The sequence below is a fragment of the Nitrospira sp. KM1 genome, assembly GCF_011405515.1.
In the GTDB taxonomy this organism is placed as follows: Bacteria; Nitrospirota; Nitrospiria; order Nitrospirales; family Nitrospiraceae; genus Nitrospira_C.
This window is the reverse complement of the sequence record NZ_AP022671.1, coordinates 288,621-305,870: the sequence shown is the minus strand read 5'-3', so window position 1 is coordinate 305,870 and position 17,250 is coordinate 288,621. Positions and strand designations below refer to the sequence as shown.

The 17,250-nt window shown below is 56.9% G+C and carries 19 protein-coding genes; 6 read left to right on the top strand and 13 right to left on the bottom strand.

Going from position 1 to position 17,250, the window contains the following annotated elements; translation table 11 throughout:
• Positions 1 to 24: 24 nt before the first annotated feature.
• The 9 genes from W02_RS01405 to W02_RS01365 form a co-directional block, all read right to left on the bottom strand.
• Complete coding sequence (locus W02_RS01405) at positions 25 to 483, bottom strand: RidA family protein (protein WP_173044078.1); 459 nt, start codon at positions 481 to 483, stop codon at positions 25 to 27.
• Positions 484 to 540: 57 nt separating this feature from the next.
• Positions 541 to 1,698 (bottom strand): phosphopentomutase, encoded by a 1,158-nt coding sequence (locus tag W02_RS01400; RefSeq protein WP_173044076.1) that lies wholly within the window; start codon positions 1,696 to 1,698, stop codon positions 541 to 543.
• 48 nt (positions 1,699 to 1,746) lie between these two features.
• On the bottom strand, positions 1,747 to 2,427 hold the full coding sequence (gene deoC / locus W02_RS01395) for a deoxyribose-phosphate aldolase (protein ID WP_173044074.1): 681 nt from the start codon (positions 2,425 to 2,427) through the stop codon (positions 1,747 to 1,749).
• 46 nt (positions 2,428 to 2,473) lie between these two features.
• A complete protein-coding gene (gene mltG / locus W02_RS01390) occupies positions 2,474 to 3,457 on the bottom strand; it encodes an endolytic transglycosylase MltG (protein ID WP_232068617.1) in 984 nt (327 codons plus the stop codon).
• Positions 3,423 to 3,980 (bottom strand): Holliday junction resolvase RuvX, encoded by a 558-nt coding sequence (gene ruvX, locus W02_RS01385; RefSeq protein ID WP_173044071.1) that lies wholly within the window; start codon positions 3,978 to 3,980, stop codon positions 3,423 to 3,425. The genes mltG and ruvX overlap by 35 nt, the downstream gene beginning before the upstream one ends.
• Before the next feature lie 4 nt (positions 3,981 to 3,984).
• On the bottom strand, positions 3,985 to 6,618 hold the full coding sequence (alaS, locus tag W02_RS01380; RefSeq protein WP_173044069.1) for an alanine--tRNA ligase: 2,634 nt from the start codon (positions 6,616 to 6,618) through the stop codon (positions 3,985 to 3,987).
• A 5-nt stretch (positions 6,619 to 6,623) separates the two neighbouring features.
• Complete coding sequence (locus W02_RS01375; protein ID WP_173044067.1) at positions 6,624 to 7,088, bottom strand: regulatory protein RecX; 465 nt, start codon at positions 7,086 to 7,088, stop codon at positions 6,624 to 6,626.
• Positions 7,089 to 7,124: 36 nt separating this feature from the next.
• Entirely contained in the window at positions 7,125 to 8,213 is a 1,089-nt protein-coding gene (gene recA / locus W02_RS01370; RefSeq protein ID WP_173044065.1) for a recombinase RecA, read from the bottom strand.
• A 142-nt stretch (positions 8,214 to 8,355) separates the two neighbouring features.
• A complete protein-coding gene (locus tag W02_RS01365; protein ID WP_173044063.1) occupies positions 8,356 to 8,754 on the bottom strand; it encodes a hypothetical protein in 399 nt (132 codons plus the stop codon).
• A 197-nt stretch (positions 8,755 to 8,951) separates the two neighbouring features.
• Here W02_RS01365 and W02_RS01360 point away from each other — a divergent pair, with 197 nt between their 5' ends.
• A complete protein-coding gene (locus W02_RS01360) occupies positions 8,952 to 10,040 on the top strand; it encodes a response regulator (protein ID WP_173044061.1) in 1,089 nt (362 codons plus the stop codon).
• Between the two features lie 13 nt (positions 10,041 to 10,053).
• On the opposite strand, the gene thpR is transcribed toward W02_RS01360, so the two are convergent.
• From thpR to W02_RS01345, 3 genes are read right to left on the bottom strand one after another with little or no spacing between them, the layout of a single operon-like run.
• Entirely contained in the window at positions 10,054 to 10,659 is a 606-nt protein-coding gene (gene thpR, locus W02_RS01355) for an RNA 2',3'-cyclic phosphodiesterase (protein WP_173044059.1), read from the bottom strand.
• Positions 10,656 to 11,951 carry a competence/damage-inducible protein A gene (locus W02_RS01350; RefSeq protein ID WP_173044057.1) on the bottom strand — a complete coding sequence of 432 codons (1,296 nt, stop codon included), beginning with the start codon at positions 11,949 to 11,951 and terminating at the stop codon, positions 10,656 to 10,658. The genes thpR and W02_RS01350 overlap by 4 nt, the downstream gene beginning before the upstream one ends.
• 15 nt (positions 11,952 to 11,966) lie before the next feature.
• Complete coding sequence (locus W02_RS01345; RefSeq protein ID WP_173044055.1) at positions 11,967 to 12,569, bottom strand: hypothetical protein; 603 nt, start codon at positions 12,567 to 12,569, stop codon at positions 11,967 to 11,969.
• 145 nt (positions 12,570 to 12,714) lie between these two features.
• On the opposite strand from W02_RS01345, the gene W02_RS01340 reads away from it, so the two are divergent.
• From W02_RS01340 to W02_RS01320, 5 genes are all read left to right on the top strand, one after another.
• Positions 12,715 to 13,437, top strand: coding sequence for a chlorite dismutase family protein (locus W02_RS01340; protein WP_173044053.1), 723 nt, complete (start codon positions 12,715 to 12,717; stop codon positions 13,435 to 13,437).
• Positions 13,438 to 13,613: 176 nt separating this feature from the next.
• A complete protein-coding gene (locus W02_RS01335) occupies positions 13,614 to 14,249 on the top strand; it encodes a hypothetical protein (protein WP_173044051.1) in 636 nt (211 codons plus the stop codon).
• Positions 14,250 to 14,322: 73 nt separating this feature from the next.
• Positions 14,323 to 14,535, top strand: a complete 213-nt coding sequence (locus W02_RS01330; RefSeq protein WP_173044049.1) for a hypothetical protein — start codon at positions 14,323 to 14,325, stop codon at positions 14,533 to 14,535.
• 5 nt (positions 14,536 to 14,540) lie between these two features.
• Complete coding sequence (locus W02_RS01325; RefSeq protein ID WP_173044047.1) at positions 14,541 to 15,734, top strand: hypothetical protein; 1,194 nt, start codon at positions 14,541 to 14,543, stop codon at positions 15,732 to 15,734.
• A 130-nt stretch (positions 15,735 to 15,864) separates the two neighbouring features.
• The gene (locus tag W02_RS01320) at positions 15,865 to 16,212 is read left to right on the top strand and encodes a hypothetical protein (protein WP_173044046.1); all 348 of its coding nucleotides are present in this window, start codon (positions 15,865 to 15,867) and stop codon (positions 16,210 to 16,212) included.
• A gap of 164 nt (positions 16,213 to 16,376) precedes the next feature.
• Here the strand turns inward: W02_RS01320 and W02_RS01315 are convergent, their stop codons facing one another.
• On the bottom strand, positions 16,377 to 17,246 hold the full coding sequence (locus tag W02_RS01315; RefSeq protein ID WP_173044044.1) for an SDR family oxidoreductase: 870 nt from the start codon (positions 17,244 to 17,246) through the stop codon (positions 16,377 to 16,379).
• Positions 17,247 to 17,250 lie beyond the last annotated feature (4 nt).

Here is a 17,250-nt window from a genome sequence, read left to right as displayed (position 1 = left end):
ATCACGCGGAGATGATTTCCCGGTTTAGGACACGTGCAGAATCAACTCGATTTCAACGGCCGCTTTTCGAGGCAGCTCCGCAGCTCCGATCGCGACACGAGCATGGCGTCCGGCCTCACCGAATATCTTTACGAGAAGATCCGACGCACCATTGAGCACCTGCGGTTGGTCATTGAATCCTTCGGCAGAAGCGACATGGCCGACAACTTTGACGACCCGTACGATCTGGTCCAGGGATCCTAATTCCTGGCGGGCAATGGCCAACGCGTTGAGCAGGGCGAGTTTCGAAGCTTCCGTCCCCTGCTCAAGCGTCAGCTCACGACCGAGTTTTCCGCTATACGCCAACTGACCATCCCGCATCGGGAGGACACCGGACAGGAACAGCAGCTCCCCTGCGCGCACTGCGGGAATGTAGGTGGCGACCGGCTTTGGAGCCGGCGGCAAGGTGATGTTCAGTTCATCCAATTTGCGTTCGTACGACACTCGGCATGCCTCCTCTGTTATGAGTCAATATTCTACGGCGGAGTGGAAATGTCGTGATCAACCGGCTTGAAGCGCGTCAATAAAGCTGTCGCCCACCGGCAACGGTGCGCCACGCAGCACCTCGACGATGGTTTGAGCCAAGTCGGCAGCGCTCGATCTCGTTCCGAGATTCACACCTTGGGACAGCTTCGGGCCTGTGACCAAGAGCGGCACATACTCACGGGTCGGCAAATACGGCGTCCTGCTCATGTCTCGTCCGTGGTCGCCGGTCAGGATGAAGAGATCGCCGGGACGCAATTGCTCGAGTAGCTCGGGGAGACGACCGTCAAACTCCGTCAGCGATGCCGCGGTTTCATGCGGACCGGTATGGAACAGGTCGAGACCGGCATAGATCAGACCTCTGGGAACCTTGGTCAGCATCCCTTTCACTTCATCGAACGCCGCACTCCATGACGTCACCGGCGTCGAACGGGTCAGCCCACGCCCACTGAAAAGATCTCCGATTTTTCCCACACCGATGAGAATCTGACTTGCGCGGTTCAACACGTCCAGCATTGTTTGATGGGGTGGCTCGATGGCAAAGTCTCGCCTTGCCGGCTTGAATCTGATCGCGGCTGCTTCGCCCTCAAGGGGGTGCGCCACAATTCTGATGAGTCCGGTGGTTTCCTTCAGAGATTTTCGTGCCTCGCGGCAATGCTGATAGAGCTCTTCGATGCGAAGCACCCTCTCGTGGGCGGCAATATGACAGCTTCGGCGTCCGTCCGTCCATATGATCGGAGCGGCGTGAGAAATGGATTGCTTGCCATACCGGTGCAGAACCTCGGGACCGAAAGCCGCCGTATTGCCCAGCACATTCCGGCCGAAAATACGATCGATTTCGGTGATGATTGAGTCCGGAAAGCGCTCTGCATAAACCGGACGGTCGGATGTGTACACACAGCCGGCGATTTCCCAATTTCCTGTCAGCGAGTCCACCTCCGTTGAGCAGAAGGCCAGCCGGCCGAAGCAGGCATGCGGCTGCGCCATCTGGCGCAACCCTTTGGCATTCGTCACATGTCCGAGTCCCAGTGACTCCAATGTCGGAAGATGAAGGTCGCCCGCTCGGTCGGCAAGATGGGCCAGAGTGTTTACTCCCGCATGCTGGTACTTCGATGCATCCGGGGCCTCGCCGACACCCATTCCGTCGATGACAAAGAGAAAGACTCGATTGATCATACGAAGTCTATGGCAAAAAGAATTCTCTGAAATATTGCGCGAGGAAACTCACTTTCCGGTTTTAGCCGCTCTCCACTGTTCCAGGATCGTCAGACTCGCACTCGTTCCAATGCGGTCAGCCCCGGCGGCAAGTAACGCTTCGGCGGCAGCCCAATCTCTTATTCCTCCTGATGCCTTCACGTTGGCCTTCCCATTCACGGCTGCCTTCAATAACCTCACATCTGGAACCGTCGCCCCCGCCGGCCCAAACCCCGTCGATGTCTTGACATAGTCGGCTCCGGCTTCAACCACCAGCCGGCAGGCGGTTAACTTCTCTTGGTCGGTCAAATAGCAGGTTTCAATGATCACTTTATGCTCCGCTCGAGGCGTGGCCTGTACGACTTCGTAAATGTCCTGGCGGACCGCGTCGTAATCGCCGGACTTCAGACGGCTGACGTTGACGACCATGTCCAGGATCGTTGCCCCTTGATCGACGCCATCCACCGCTTCCGCGACTTTTATTCCCGTTCGCTGCCCTCCAAGGGGAAAACCTACCGGGATGCCGATCCGGATTCGAGTGCCGGCCGTGGCATCCGCAGCTTCTTTGGCATAACAGGGTGGAATGAAGATCACAACAAAGCCCAGCTCCCTCGCCTCCTGACATATCTTCAAGATGTCCGGCCGAGTCGCTTCGGGTCTGAGTATCGTGTGGTCGATCAGGGCAGGCAGATCCCACGGTTTTGGATTCATCGTGCTCCTTTATAGCAATTTCGTCGGCTTTGATAAACGACAGGTTTTAGGTGCGGCGGAGATGCTGTCGCCTGAACGGACGTTTTTGGTACTTTTCTACCGCTTCGTTGTGTTGCTCGAGCGTGCTTGAAAATTGATGGGTACCGTCATTTTTTGAAACAAAGTACAAGGCGCGGGACCCGGAGGGATACAGCGCTGCCTGGATCGCTTGGATGCCGGGGTTCGCAATCGGTCCAGGAGGTAAGCCCTGCACCCGATAGGTATTGTACGGACTCGGGCTGGAAAGATCTTTTTTGTGAATATTTCCGTCAAAATCCGGCAGACCGTAAATCACGGTCGGATCGCTTTGCAGCGGAATGTGCTTCCTCAGGCGGTTGTGAAAGACCGCCGAGATCTCGGCCCGTTCATGGCCGGCGCCTGTTTCCTTTTCAATCACCGAGGCCAAGGTCATGACCTCGTGCACCGTCATCCTTAACTCCACGGTGCGGGCGCGCAGATCGATGCCAAACGCCTGTTTCCAGTGATCGACCATCGTCGTCAGGACTTCTTTTGCCTTGACCTGGCGGGGGAACTTGTATGTGTCCGGGTAGAGATAGCCTTCAAGCGTCTCGGCGGTGATTCCCAACGATGCAGCGTAGGCGCGGTCGAGAGCCAAGCGGAGGAACTCCCCACGGTCGGTGACATTGTAGAGGGCAAGCAGGTCCCCGATCTGGACGATGGTCAAGCCTTCAGGAATGGTAACCGGATGGAGTACGACCTGCCCGTTGATGAGTTTAGCCAGTATGTCCGCGGGAGGCATTCCGGCATTGAGCTCGTACTCCCCGGAGCGGATCTTTCGATCCGCGGAGAGTGATCGCCCCAATAGGATGAATGCCAAGCGGCTTTTTATGAGGCGCTCGTGCTCGAGCAATGCGGCCACTTGTTGAAATGACGACCCGTCAGGGATGGTGATGATGCGGGGGGCAGGGTGTTGTAATGGAGAAACAGCGGGACCCTTAGCCCATTTGATCGTCAGATACCCGCCGATCACGGCCGCGAGTCCTGCGATCAGGAGACATGCGAGGAGACTCCGCCACCTCATGAGGTGTGTCTAGCGTTCCTTCCTCAAGCCCTCCTCCCGGTTCTGCTTCCGGGTTGTCCAGGCTTGCCAGGTAACTTTGCAGCAGAATTGCGGCGGCGACACGATCAATCGCCCCCTTCCGCTTCTTTCTACTCACATCGGCTGCGATCAGCAAATCTTCAGCCGCTTTGGTCGTCATCCGTTCGTCCCATCGGACGAGCGGAACCGTTAGACCGTTCTCGAGCCCGGCGACGAACTCCCGCATGGCTTCGACTGCGGGGCCTTCTCGCCCGTCCAATTGTAACGGGAGGCCGAGCAGTACGAGGCCCACATCGTGCAGTTCAACCAGCGAGGCAATATGTGCGATGTCACGATCGAGCGTGCGACGTTCAAATGTTTCAAGGGGTTGCGCCGTCCATCTCAACTCGTCGCTGAGAGCAACACCGACCCGCTTGGTTCCATAATCCAGCGCGAGTATGCGCGGACCAGTCATCAGTTTACCCTCGCCGAATGGTTTCGACCAGCTCAAAGACTTTACCCAACGCCGCGTCCAGCTTCGAGGGATCCTTACCGCCGGCCTGGGCCATTTCCGGCCGCCCGCCGCCCGTACCGCCAACCTCGGCAGCCATGGCTTTGATGAGATCTCCGGCTTTGATCGCGGCAATCAAATCTTTCGTGACGACGACCAGCAGCGAAACTTTTCCGTCCTCAGTCGCTCCTCCCAGCGCCACAACCCCGCTCTTCAGTTTGTCCCGAAGCCGGTCGGCCAATGCCCGCATGCCGTTCATATCCAGGCCATCCGTGCGCTGCACATGAACTTGCACGCCGGCTACGGTCTTCACGGACGAGTGATCGGGGGATCCACTCGCCATCTTCAGTTTCAGTTCTTCCAATTCACGCTCTTTGTCCTTGAGCTGAGTCATCACCTTGCGCGTTTTGGCAACGAGCTCGGAGGGGCCGACCTTCAGCAGATCGGACAGCTCGCGGACATCGGCTTCCAGCTTCTTCATCAGCGCGACGGCTCCGCTGCCGGTCTGCGCTTCGAGGCGGCGCACGCCTGCCGCCACACCGGTCTCGGAGACGATTCGGAACAATCCGATTTCACCGGTATGCCGGCAGTGTGTGCCTCCGCAGAGTTCCTTGCTAAAGGATTCCACCGTGACGACCCGGACCTGTTCACCGTACTTATCGCCAAAGAATGCGAGGGCTCCATTCGCCACCGCTTCCTGAATATTCATGACTTCCGTACGAACCGATTCGTTTTTGCGGATCTCGCCGTTGACGGTGGATTCGATGTCGTCGATATCCCGTGAGGACAAGGGCCTGAAATGTGCGAAGTCGAATCGGAGGCGGTTCGGTGCCACCAGCGAGCCATACTGTTTGACATGAGGACCGAGGAGATCGCGCAGCGCCGCATGGACCAGATGCGTGGCGGTGTGGTTTCTGGCCGCATCCTGTCTTGTCGAATGATTGACCGCCATCCGTAAGGGCTCGCCCTTGCGAATACGCCCTGCGGTGACGGTGCCTTTGTGAAGAATCAGCGTAGGAATCGGTCGTGTGGTCTCTTTGATTTCGATCCGACCTTCCGAACCGGTCAGGGTACCCTGATCGCCGACCTGGCCTCCCCCTTCCGCATAGAAAGGGGTGACGTCGAGCACCACTTCAACTTCATCGCCCGCAATGGCTTCCTTCACGATTGTGTCGCCTTTGAGGATAGCCTGCAACACACCCTCGGACTCCAACCGATCGTATCCAATGAACTTCGTCGAGCCGAACCGTCCGGCCACATCGGCGACCACGGGCCTCGTAATCTCTTGCTCGAACCCACTGGTCTTTCTGGCCCGATTCCGCTGTTCCTCGATCGCCTGATCGAATCCCCGTTCGTCCAACGTCATGCCCTGCTCGCGACAGGCTTCGCTCATCAGGTCGATTGGAAAGCCGTACGTGTCATACAGCTTGAACACATCAGGTCCGGTAAGCACCGGCCGGCCGGCCGCTCGGGCCTTCGAAATCATGTCATTCAAGATCGGAAGACCCTGATCGAGCGTGGCGATGAACCGCTCCTCTTCCCCGCGCGTCGCCTCCGTGACCGTGTCCGCGGCAGCCCTGATTTCCGGATAGGCGGTACCCATTTGTTCCACGACGGTCGGGGTCAATTCGTGCAGAAACGGCTCCACAATGCCCAGCAGCCTGCCGTGTCGCGCGGCGCGGCGAAGAATCCGGCGGAGAACATAGCCGCGGCCCTCGTTCGAAGGAAGGACACCGTCCGTCATCAAAAATGTGATAGCGCGAAGATGGTCGGCGATGACCCTCATCGATCGGTCATGTTCCTCGGTCTTCCCATATGTCGTATGTGCACGACGTCCGATGGCGGCAAGAAGCGGCGTGAACAAATCGCTGTCGTAGTTGCTGTAGACGCCTTGCGCGACGGCGGCCAGGCGCTCGAGGCCCATGCCGGTATCGATGCTCGGCTCAGGAAGCGGGTGCAATGTCCCGGATGCATCCCGGTTGAACTGCATAAACACGAGGTTCCAGATCTCGATGACCCGGTCGCCTTCTCCATTGGGGGTATCATCACCTGGCACGGAAGGTCCCTGATCAAAATGAATCTCTGAGCAGGGGCCACAGGGACCGGTATCAGCCATTTGCCAGAAGTTATCCTTTTCATCGCAACGGACGATGCGGGACGGAGCGACGCCGATCTTTTGCCATATCCGGCCTGCCTCAGCGTCCTCGCGGAAGATGGTAATCCAGAGCCGCGACCGATCCAGACCTACGGTCTGGGTCAGGAATTCCCACCCGAACCGAATCGCGTCTTCCTTGAAATAATCGCCGAACGAAAAATTTCCGAGCATCTCAAAGAAGGTATGGTGTCGGCGGGTGTACCCGACGTTTTCCAGGTCATTGTGCTTGCCACCGGCCCGCAGACACTTTTGAACTGTCACGGCCCTCTTATAAGGCCGAGTTTCTTCTCCTAGGAACACGCGTTTAAACTGATTCATCCCCGCGTTCGTAAAGAGGAGCGTAGGATCGGCTTGCGGAATGAGTGCGGAACTCGTCACCGCACGGTGTCCTTGCGCTTCAAAGTACCTTAGAAAATCCTGGCGTAGATCATGTGCCCCGTTCTTCATTGGTATCATCCTTCAGGCTCAGTATACTCTCCCATAATACGTTCGATCGTCTCGTCTTCGAAACCCCACTGACGTAGGAGTTGCGGAACGCGCTGCGGAGAGACACTGGCGCCGCGCCGGCTTCGCGCGCGCAAGGCTTGCCGCGCGAGCGTCTCCTCATCGATCCCGTCAAGGACGTTCTGGATGGCGCGCGCGGCTGGCGATTCCGGTACGCTTCGAGCCAAGAGCTCTGCCTTCAAGCGCGCTCTTCCAACGGGTTTTCGGTTCAGCCGGTTCTCGATCCAGCGTTCAGCATAGGCCAGGTCGTCGACATATTTGAGTTCGACCAGGCGTTCGACGGTCTGCTTGGCCTGAGAAGGAGAAGCACCTTTATTGCGCAAGAACCGTTCGAGCTGAGCGGTCGTTCGATCGAATCGTGCCAGATATCGCACTGCGGATTGGAGCCATCGCTCAGGCTGGAGCGGAAGCATCCCCGTGCATCCTGTCATTCCTCGGTTGTTGGGACCCTAGGCCCCCACCTTATGGGCTTTGCGATCTTCCCGCTTGTCTTCAGCCCGCTTCTCCTCCTTGACGGGTGCCGTTTTCTCCTGGGCTCGGCCCTTGAGGCCGGCTAGCTCGCGAATTTTCCCTTCGATTTCACGGGCGAGGGGCTGATTGGCCAGCAGAAAATCGCGCACCGCGTCGCGGCCCTGGCCCAGACGCTCAGCTCGGTAGGAGTACCAGGCTCCTGATTTTTCGAGAACCTTTTTATCCACTCCCAAGTCCACCAATTCACCGGATTTCGAGATGCCCTGAGCAAACAGGATATCGAATTCTGCCTGTTTGAATGGAGGAGCCATTTTGTTTTTAACGACTTTGACGCGTACGCGGCTGCCCACGACCTCCTGGCCCTCTTTAATTGATTCAATCCGTCGGATGTCCAACCGGACCGATGAATAGAATTTCAAGGCATTGCCACCGGTCGTCGTTTCCGGGTTGCCGAACATCACGCCGAGCTTCATGCGTATTTGGTTGATGAAGATCACGGTCGTCTGGGATTTGGAAATGGCGCCGGTCAGCTTGCGAAGCGCCTGCGACATCAATCGCGCCTGCAAGCCCATATGGGCATCCCCCATTTCACCCTCGATCTCCGCGCGTGGGGTCAATGCGGCGACTGAATCCACGACGATCAGATCGATCGCCCCGCTCCGGACCAGCGTCTCGGCTATCTCCAATGCCTGTTCGCCCGTATCCGGCTGCGAAACCAGCAAGTCATCGGCCTGGACACCGAGTTTTCTGGCGTAGTTCAGGTCAAGCGCATGTTCGGCATCGATGAACGCGGCCACTCCTCCTGTTTTCTGCACTTCGGCGATGGCATGGAGGGTGAGCGTGGTCTTGCCCGACGCTTCAGGGCCGAAAACTTCGATGACCCGTCCGCGGGGGAATCCTCCTACCCCAAGGGCAATATCCAGACCGAGCGACCCGGTCGAGATAGCAGGGATGTCGGCAGGCGCCTCGGCATCACCGAGCTTCATGATGGCGCCCTTCCCGTATTGCTTTTCAATCTGGGACAGGGCCAGATCCAGCGCACGCTTCCTGTCTTCTTTTTCGGCCATGAGAGCAGTCCTCCTGATCGGATTGAGAGGGGCGGATTATACCGAAATTTGGGGAAGGATGCCTAGCACGGATTATGGAAATGCGAGCGGCGCAAGAGAACGGAACACCGCTTATGAAAGCATTTTGTGAATTAACGAGTGCCTAGAGAACGTTATCTGGTAACGGAGCCGGCTCAGGTGAAGACCGAGGAAAGGTAAAGTCGAAATGAAATTCCTGTCGCTTTAAATTGTCTGATGGACCCAGCCGCCCTTCTGCCGAAATATGTCGATCCGACTTTGATTTGCCTTCAGGATAGAATTTGAACTGAAAGGAGCGAGGGTGATCGCCTTGCCCTCCCTCTCCATCAAGACTTCCGGAAAGTTCGAAATGGTCCAGAAGGATATCCTGAGCCTGCTCAACGAACGACTCCAGGAGATGGCGATCAAATAATTGCTTGAATGGCTGGCCAGGGTCGAATCGGTCGCGTTCACCGGCCGCCGCTGTTGCAGCCGACAAGACCACTGCCAGACAGAGCGTAATACCTGGAAGCATGTGAGACACTGTATCTGCCGATCGTTTGCAGGTCAAGATGCGAATGTGCGTTCGTCAGTGCCATAGCGAATAGAAATTGATCTCGTACCAATGGTAGGGTTCCTAAAAAACGCCATTCGACCTGTCACCATATTTCAATAAATCAGCCAGGCAAGGTATTGCGGTTTCCTTGACGAAATACGGGTATGGGCTTACACGTGAGAAATATGGGTTCAGCGCTCGACATCCCTTCCGATGCCAAACCGACGGTTCTCATCGTGGACGATGAGGCGGCGCCACGCGCCGCGCTCACACAAATCCTCCGGCAGGATTTCAATATTCTTACCGCTGAGAATGCGACCAAAGCCTTGGCCGTGCTGCACGATCACGGCGTCGATCTCGTCACGCTCGATCTTCGACTTCCAGACCGGAACGGAGCCGATCTGCTGGACGAAATCAAGCGCACCCACGCAACGATCGAAGTGATCATGGTGACCGCCTACGGCACCTTGACGTCGGCCATGGACTGCATCCGGCACGGTGCTGCCGGCTTTCTTCTCAAACCGTTTAACGCGTCCGAATTGTTGACCATCAGCCTGCAGACGTCGCGAAAAAAGCAGCGGCTTGACGTACTGCGCGCCGCGCTCACTGACAACGACGTTCTCTGGGGTCCTGAACCAGCCTGCACCGCGGCATGGCAAGCTCTCGCCGCCCGGTATACCGCACTTCTCAAACAAGGCATGCTGCCGCCGGCCCATGGGCATGATCCTTCGCCTTTGATCCACCTGGTTTCCGATCTCCTCGAGGCAAAGGATCGGCATCTCGTCAATCACGGGAACCGGGTGAGCTTTTATGCCACTCTGGTCGGAAATAGACTTGAATTGTCGTTGGCGGAACAACATTTGCTTTCCCTCGGAGCCCTCGCACATGACCTCGATCTCATCGCCCCGGCAGACGGGACCGCCTTTGGGTTGGATGACCATGATACCCGCCACCGCACCGACATGGGGGCACGGATCGGACGGGCGCTAGGATTGCCTGCCGATGCGGTGCAGATCATCGCATTGCATCATGAGCGATGGGACGGGACAGGACATCCTTTCGGCTTGGAGGGTTCCCGTATCCCTCTGCTGGCTCGGATTGTCTCTTTGGCCCAGACGTTCGACGATCTGACGGCGGAAAAACCAGGAGGAGGCACCAGGCTCTCGATGAGCGAAGCCATCGACTGTATCGAGAAACAAGCCGCTACATGCTTCGACCCGGAGCTGACCCAATTGTTCTGCACCACCATGCGTGAGCAGCCTCCTCAATCCTGACAATCGGCATTACTCACCTTAACCGTAAATCCCACAGCTTCGTGTAGACCGAACCCGTCGGGTTCAATTCACTCTTCAGCAAGACGATGGCTTCTACCGGCAGAGTCGCGCCTTCAATTATCCGATCGATGATTCCGCTTCCGGCAAGGATTTGCCCCACCATTCGCCCACCCTCTTTGATCCTTGCCAGCGTAAGGTGTGGTTTCAACATGCGGGGGTCAGAGACGAATCCGAGCGCTTGGCAGCATGATTCGACGGCGCGATGCAGCGACAAGAGGTTCATGGCATCGTCCCCTCGCTCCCATTGGTCCGCCGGACCGGCCCACAGCACACGGGGCTGCTCGATTCGAGGAAATGCTCCCAGCCGCTCGAGCGGAATATGAAACGGCGGATGATGAGCAATGGCGTCCGTGATTCTTCGCTGCAAAAGCGGGACTTGTCCTTCATTGATATCGCCGAGAAATTTCACGGTGAGGTGAATGGAAGAAGGGCGGGTCCAGGAAATCCCGACGTTTCTCACGCAGGCCCGTTCGACCAGTCTCTTGAGTTCCTGTTGCAGTCCGGCAAGCGAACGGCGGGTGGCTTCATCCGGTTCAAAGGCAACGAACGCCCGTATCATGCAACGGTTCTGTCCTTGCACCATCGGCGCAGCATATCAAGCGCAGCTTGTGACGCCCGCTGCTTGATGACGGATCGATCGCCGTGAAAGCGGTATTCCTTTGTCACAGAGTTGCCGTTCTGCTCATACAGACCGATGTAGACCAGGCCGACCGGCTTGTTGGGGGTGGCTCCGCCGGGACCGGCGATTCCGGTGACGCTTAATCCGAGGGAGGCCCTACTCCTCTCGCAGATTCCCTGCGCCATGGCGGCGGCGACTTCAGAACTGACCGCCCCGAATTGTTCAATGGTATCCGCGGGCACGCCTAGCAACTCGACTTTCGCTCTATTGCTATAGCAGATCACTCCTCGCTCGAAATACGAGGAGGAACCCGGCACTTGAGTGAGCCGGTGCCCGATGAGGCCGCCCGTGCAGGATTCCGCGACCGCAACCGTCAGGTCCAATTCGGTCAGGGCACGACCGACCACTTCTTCCATCGTGTGGTCGCCTTCGGCAAAAATCCAATCTTTAAGCCTCAAACGCAGTTCATCGGCGTAACCGTTCAACTCTGAAGAGGAGAGGTTTTTCTTGCCGTTGGTCGTGAGTGAAACCAGAACCCCGGACGGTGCAGCCAAGAGCCCTAGATCGATGGCCGCTCCATGGGGAACAATCCCGGAAAGGCGTTCATCTACTTCGGATTCAGCCAGGCCATATATATGGAACACCTGGCGGCTCAACGGCTGTGATACCCGTCGCCGTTGCTGCAGATAAGCCTGAAGGACCGGAACCACTCCCTCCTTCATCATGGCTTCCATCTCGCGGGGTACGCCCGGCAAAACAAACAGGATCACCCGATGCCAGACCATCCAGAATCCCGGGGCCGACCCTACGGGATTTCCAATCACGGTCGCGCCGGTTGGAACAAGGCCCTGCCGCCGTTGACCGGCATTTGGAACTCTCCCCCATAGGGCAAGCCTGGACTTGACGGCATCCAATGCTTCTTTCCGCCTGGCCAACTTACGGCCTGTGGCCCTCGCGACTGCTTCCCTGGTGAGGTCATCGACGGTCGGACCCAGCCCGCCGGTTACCACGATAATGCATGCCCGCTTCGCGGCACTCCGCAACTCGGTTGCGATATCCGATTCATCGTCGCCGACGATCGTTTTATAGCGCGCTTCGATGCCGAGAAGACCGAGTTGATCGACTATGAAACAGGAGTTGCTGTCGGATCGTCCCCCGACGATCAATTCGGACCCGACGGCAATCGTTTCCGCAACGATGGAAGATTGTGGACCGTGACGCCTCTGGGCCATGTAAGAAATGATGTCCTAATTGATCTTGGAAAAGTCGACGTGGAAGGCGGCCTCTCCCCCATTGGCAGGATACACGGTGATCGTCGTGGCGGACGAAGGATTGAAATCGGCATAGTTGAACGAAGCGACGACCTTGGCTTTGAAACGCGGACTCTCCGGCCATGCCGCGCTGCGATTGGCTTGCGCGTCAAAGCGGACGGTGACTGGTTTGATCGTATGTCCTTCTTGGTCCAACACCATGTAGCTGTCGACAGCGAACGTCGGCACGTCTCCAAAGATGACGGCGCTGATCAACATGGTCTTTCCGTCAAGAACCTGAGTCACGTCAGGGTCACTTGGCTCCATTCCCCGAAGCGCCATATGCGTGGCCATGACCGACAGCGCACCGAGTTTTGTGATGAGAAATCCATTGGGATGAAGATCGTCCATCGCACCGAACCTGACGTAGAACGAATCCGGAGGACTGTGCTGCCGCGCCGCCTCTTTTCCCGATTGGAGGGCGGCGAGAATTTGATCCGATGAAGGTTGAATTTCGATGGCGGCTGCGGGTATGGCGAACGCGGCCAGCATCACCGCGATCACTCCGATCCAAATCTGCGGTACGTGCCGGCCTCGCATGCCGACGCGAGTATCAGATCGGCCATGTTCTGTCAACGAGACATTGAGGAGAGACTCCAGCCGTTGACAAAGCAAAACATGAAGTGCTAAGAACTGCATTCTTCACTTAATCTGCATTATCAAGACGTTACACGGAGGAAATTCCATGGCAGGCCCCGAACAACAGCCGGCGCAGCAGCCGCCGAAACGCCAGTACGTCAACTTCGTATTCTATAAAATTGATCCAGCTTGGCGCAGGCTCCCCGAGGATGAACGGACAAGGGGAAAACAGGAATTCATTCGCGCCGTCGAAGACTACACTGGAAAGGTCCTCGTCATCGCCTACTCCGCCGTGGGCATCCGGGGCGATTGCGACATCATGCTGTGGCGGATCAGTTATGACTTGGAGTTGTTCCAAGAAATGACCATGAAGATCTTCGCCTCAGGCCTGGGGAAGTATCTCACAACGCCGTATTCCTATCTGTCCATGACCAAGCGTTCGATCTATGTGGACAACCATTCGCATGAAGGTCAGGAAAGCAAGCGTTTGACCGTGGTCCCCGGCAAAAGCAAATACATTTTCGTGTACCCGTTCTTGAAAACACGGGAGTGGTTCCTGCTTACCAAAGCAGCCCGCCAGGGAATGATGGATGAACATATCGAGGTCGGACACCGGTTCCCTTCGGTGAAACTCAATACGACTTACTCGTTCGGGCTTGACGACCAAGAATGGGTCGTCGCCTTCGAGAGCGATAAACCGGAAGATTTCTTGGACCTCGTGATGGCTTTGCGAGAAACCGAGGGATCGCGCTATACGCTTCGCGACACGCCCATCTTCACCTGCATCCGTCGCAGCTTAAAGGAATCGCTCGATACCCTTGGCGGATGAGTCTGTTTCACGTGTGAGTCATGACAAGGCCTCCGATCATCCGATTGGAGGCCTTGTCATTTTTGGATTCTCCGTCCGTACATTCCCGGCTGTTTCACCCCATGACCACCATAACCGCATTGTCCCGTTAAATGCCTCAGGCGGATACTGAGAGTTCGCCTGTTCACACGCCGCTTGTGGCAGCTATAGCGTCCGTCTGTCTGCCCGGTCTCGGGCAGGTCCTCCAACGGCGGTTTCTCGATGGAACGGCGACGCTCCTTCTCTCAGGTGTCCTCATTGCCGGCAGCTTGAGTTTGGGACGTATCTCCGGTCGCGCGGCAGAAGTTTTTTTCTTCATGATCCTGGCTCTCCCCTGGTGGGTCTTCCAAACGTACGACGCCTGGCTCGGCCCTCCATCACACGGATTCGGCTGGTCAAGAACCTGGCGGACAGTGTGGCGGGCCGGGCATGATATTCGGTTTCTCGGTTTTTTGCTTTTCGTCAGTGCACTGAACGACACCTACATCATTCTTGCCAATCTCGATTACTCCATGCCGTTTTATTGCACCAAACCTGCCGGCGCCCTTGGTTTCTTTCCAAAGGCTTTGTCTCCTGCCCTACATATGGCAGTCGGTTACGGCTTTATGAAACACAGACGCTGGTCGCTGTTTCTGTACTTCGTCTACGCCGCATATGGGTTCACAAACGGCATGGTGAACCTGACCTGCTTTGGCCCGGGACGAATTAGAAACACGCTCTTGGTCGCCATCATTGTTTCCACTCTCTATGTCTGGTGGAGGAGGCGAATCCTTCTGACAAACCGTGAGGATTAGCGCAGTTGCAACTTTGACAGCCGAAGCACCGCTATGGTACCTGTAGAAGCAGTGACGGAAGGCTCCATCAAGTATGTCTGATACGAATGCCCTCTATGCCATACGTCACGCAGACGGTTCCGTCAGCCTCTACATCGACGAAGAATATGCGAAAGACCGCGGGATCGATCCCTCGGCCCTGACGCGCGTCGAAATTCCCCGTGAATTGTTTTCCAGTGGAACCGTACAGGAAGTCCGTGAATACGTAGCCAGTTATCTCGAAACTCGGCCATTAGGAACAGCCTGATCAACATGATGAGCACTCAAACGCCTGCCCTGCTTTCGCCATCACTGATCGAATCCGTCGTCAATGCGTTACCGGTTCAGGGGCGTATCATGATGCGCCTGATCCTTCTGCAGCATTTCGACGTAACCGAAGAAGATGTTCAGTACATGGCAGCCGACCGTCCGGATCCTCGATGCGTGGCCGGCAGCAAGCCGATCCATAACATCCTGACCCAGGAAGCCATCAAAGCCGTCAGAGATCGGCGCGACCAATACCTTCGTCAAGTGCGCCTCAAGCGTGAACGGACTTGGCTGCAATGCGAAACCTTGAAAAAACTGCTCGCCCTTCGGATGGCGACGGCTGAGCGTGCCGAATCGCTCTTGTCCGCAAAATTCTCTGTTCCTGCCGACACCATCGCCGAATTGAAGTCCCAGGCCAGAACCGCCGTACCCAGACCTGCCGTACGGGCATTGGATCAACGATGGGAAGCGAGTGAAATCTCCTCGGAGGACTATCAACGGCAGCGGCTGGGAATCGAAATGCAATTTCACCTGCGCATGGCCGAAAAATACCGTAAACGGCTCGATCTCGCTCAACGCGAGCGTCAGGGCGCCGATCACACCCCCTTGCAGGACCACGAACTCGGCCACATCTGGGGTATTCCAGCCGGAAGTCTCGCCGCGCGCAAAGTCAAATATATGGCGCAGTTTCTCCAGAATTTGCAGACAGCCATGCACGCGGAACACCCTTCCGCCGATGCGATCCAGGTTCCCATCGACCTTTGGAAAGAAACCTTTGCCATCCTGGCGACCAGGCCCGTTGAACGTTCGCTGCCGACATACGATGGTCTCGAGCGCACTGAATCCAACCTCAATGAAAAGTTGACCGCACTGGCCGCTGGTACGATGGCCGAAGATGCCGAAACGAAATTCTGGTTATCGATCGTTCAGGGAGCCAGCACCAACGCCGTTCATTCTGAGATCACGCGCAATCTTTTCGGCCTTCAACGGTTCGACGCCATCCTGAACGACACGGATGCCACGCCTGAAACATTGGACGAAGTGCTGATGGCTCGTGTGACGCCGAAGTCGAAGGAGGAACCGGCACAGCTGACCGAGGCCAATCCGGCTGACTCCGAGGCTAATCAAATGAGGGAACACGTCTTGAAGAGTATGTTCGGCGAGCAGCATCCCGATCTGTACGGGGGAGGTAAGTGGTAAGAGCTTGAAATCGAATCGATCGAAGGGTATAACGAGACTTATGTGCTCGCCATCATTTCTTCTCCACTCACACTCATGTTCGCCTCGTCATTCGCAGAAACTTCCCCTGCTTCTGTCCGTTCTATTTGTAATGTCAGTCACGACTCCGGCCTTCGCCGACATGCTGGATCTTGCCGATTTGATTTCCCACCCTGAACAGTATGACCGGCAGGAAGTGGTGGTGATGGGAGAGGTCACCAACGTGCAATTGGCCACCAACAGGCAGGGTCAACCCGCGTATGGGTTTCTTTTAAAGGACAATGCCGGAACGATCAAAGTCATCGCACTCGGACAGGCGGAGGTGAAAGAAGGCGATCAGGTCATCGTCGAAGGTATCTTCTCCCGGTTGCGCCAAGCCGGAAGAGTCATCATTTATAATGAGATCAAAGCCCTTTCCATCAAATCGTTGAATCGTCTGAACCCGGACCTCGTCGGCTGATTTTCTCTTACCTTCTTTCCCGTAGCCTCATCCTCTCACGCAAGGTCGGAGCCTTCCCTTCCATATCGACATGAACAGTTGCGGGGAAGTATCCGCGCCAAGGCACGGGTTGCTGTAGCCGTATTGGAAGAACTCCGGGCAGTCGTCGAGGCCATGCGCCTCGCCTATTGCGGCAGGTGCAGTACCTTCGTCAGAATCCAGTCCTGCAATCGGTCGGGTAACCACTTCACCATGAGGGCCCGAATTCTGGCGTCCACACCGACTAAATAGCGCGTCTTCGGCTGTTTTGCCGTTAGCGCATGCCATACGGCCTCTGCGACCGCGTCAGTCGAAATCGCCCGCCTCGAGGCCTGATCGACAGACTCGCGAATTCGGCGCGCCGCCTCCCCGTACAATGCCTTCGCCTCCGCGGTCACTTCCTCTTCGACCGCGGAGGAGGTCTTGAGTGATTTCTCCCAAATGGGCGTTGCCACCGCCCCCGGTTCAATGATGGAGACATGAATGCCCCATTGCCGGAGTTCGAGACGCAAGGCATCCGTCAACGCTTCCAGCGCGTGCTTCGAAGCTGAATAGGGGCCCATCATAGGGATCGTGCCCCGTCCGGCGATTGATCCCATGTTCACAATTCGTCCGCTTGCTTGACGAATCAGCGGCAGAAAGGCCTGGGTGACGGCAATCTGGCCGATCACATTGACCTCCATTTGCCGGCGAAGTGCCGCCAACGGGATGACTTCCAAGGGACTGCCGATGGCGATGCCGGCATTGTTAATCAAGCCGGCCAGCCCGGCGAGCCCGGCGGCATTTCTTACGATATCGGCGGCGCATGCGATCGATTGAGTATCAGTGACATCCAGATATACAGGCGTCACGCGCTTTCCATCTGGCTGCTGTTGCAGGAGCTCTCCTGCCTCCCGAGTGCGCACTCCTGCAAACACATTCATGCCTCGTTGCGCGCAAGCCAGCGCGCAGGCCGCTCCGATGCCGGTCGAAGCTCCGGTAATCATGACGAATCGGTCGTAGAGATCGAGCTGCATCGGT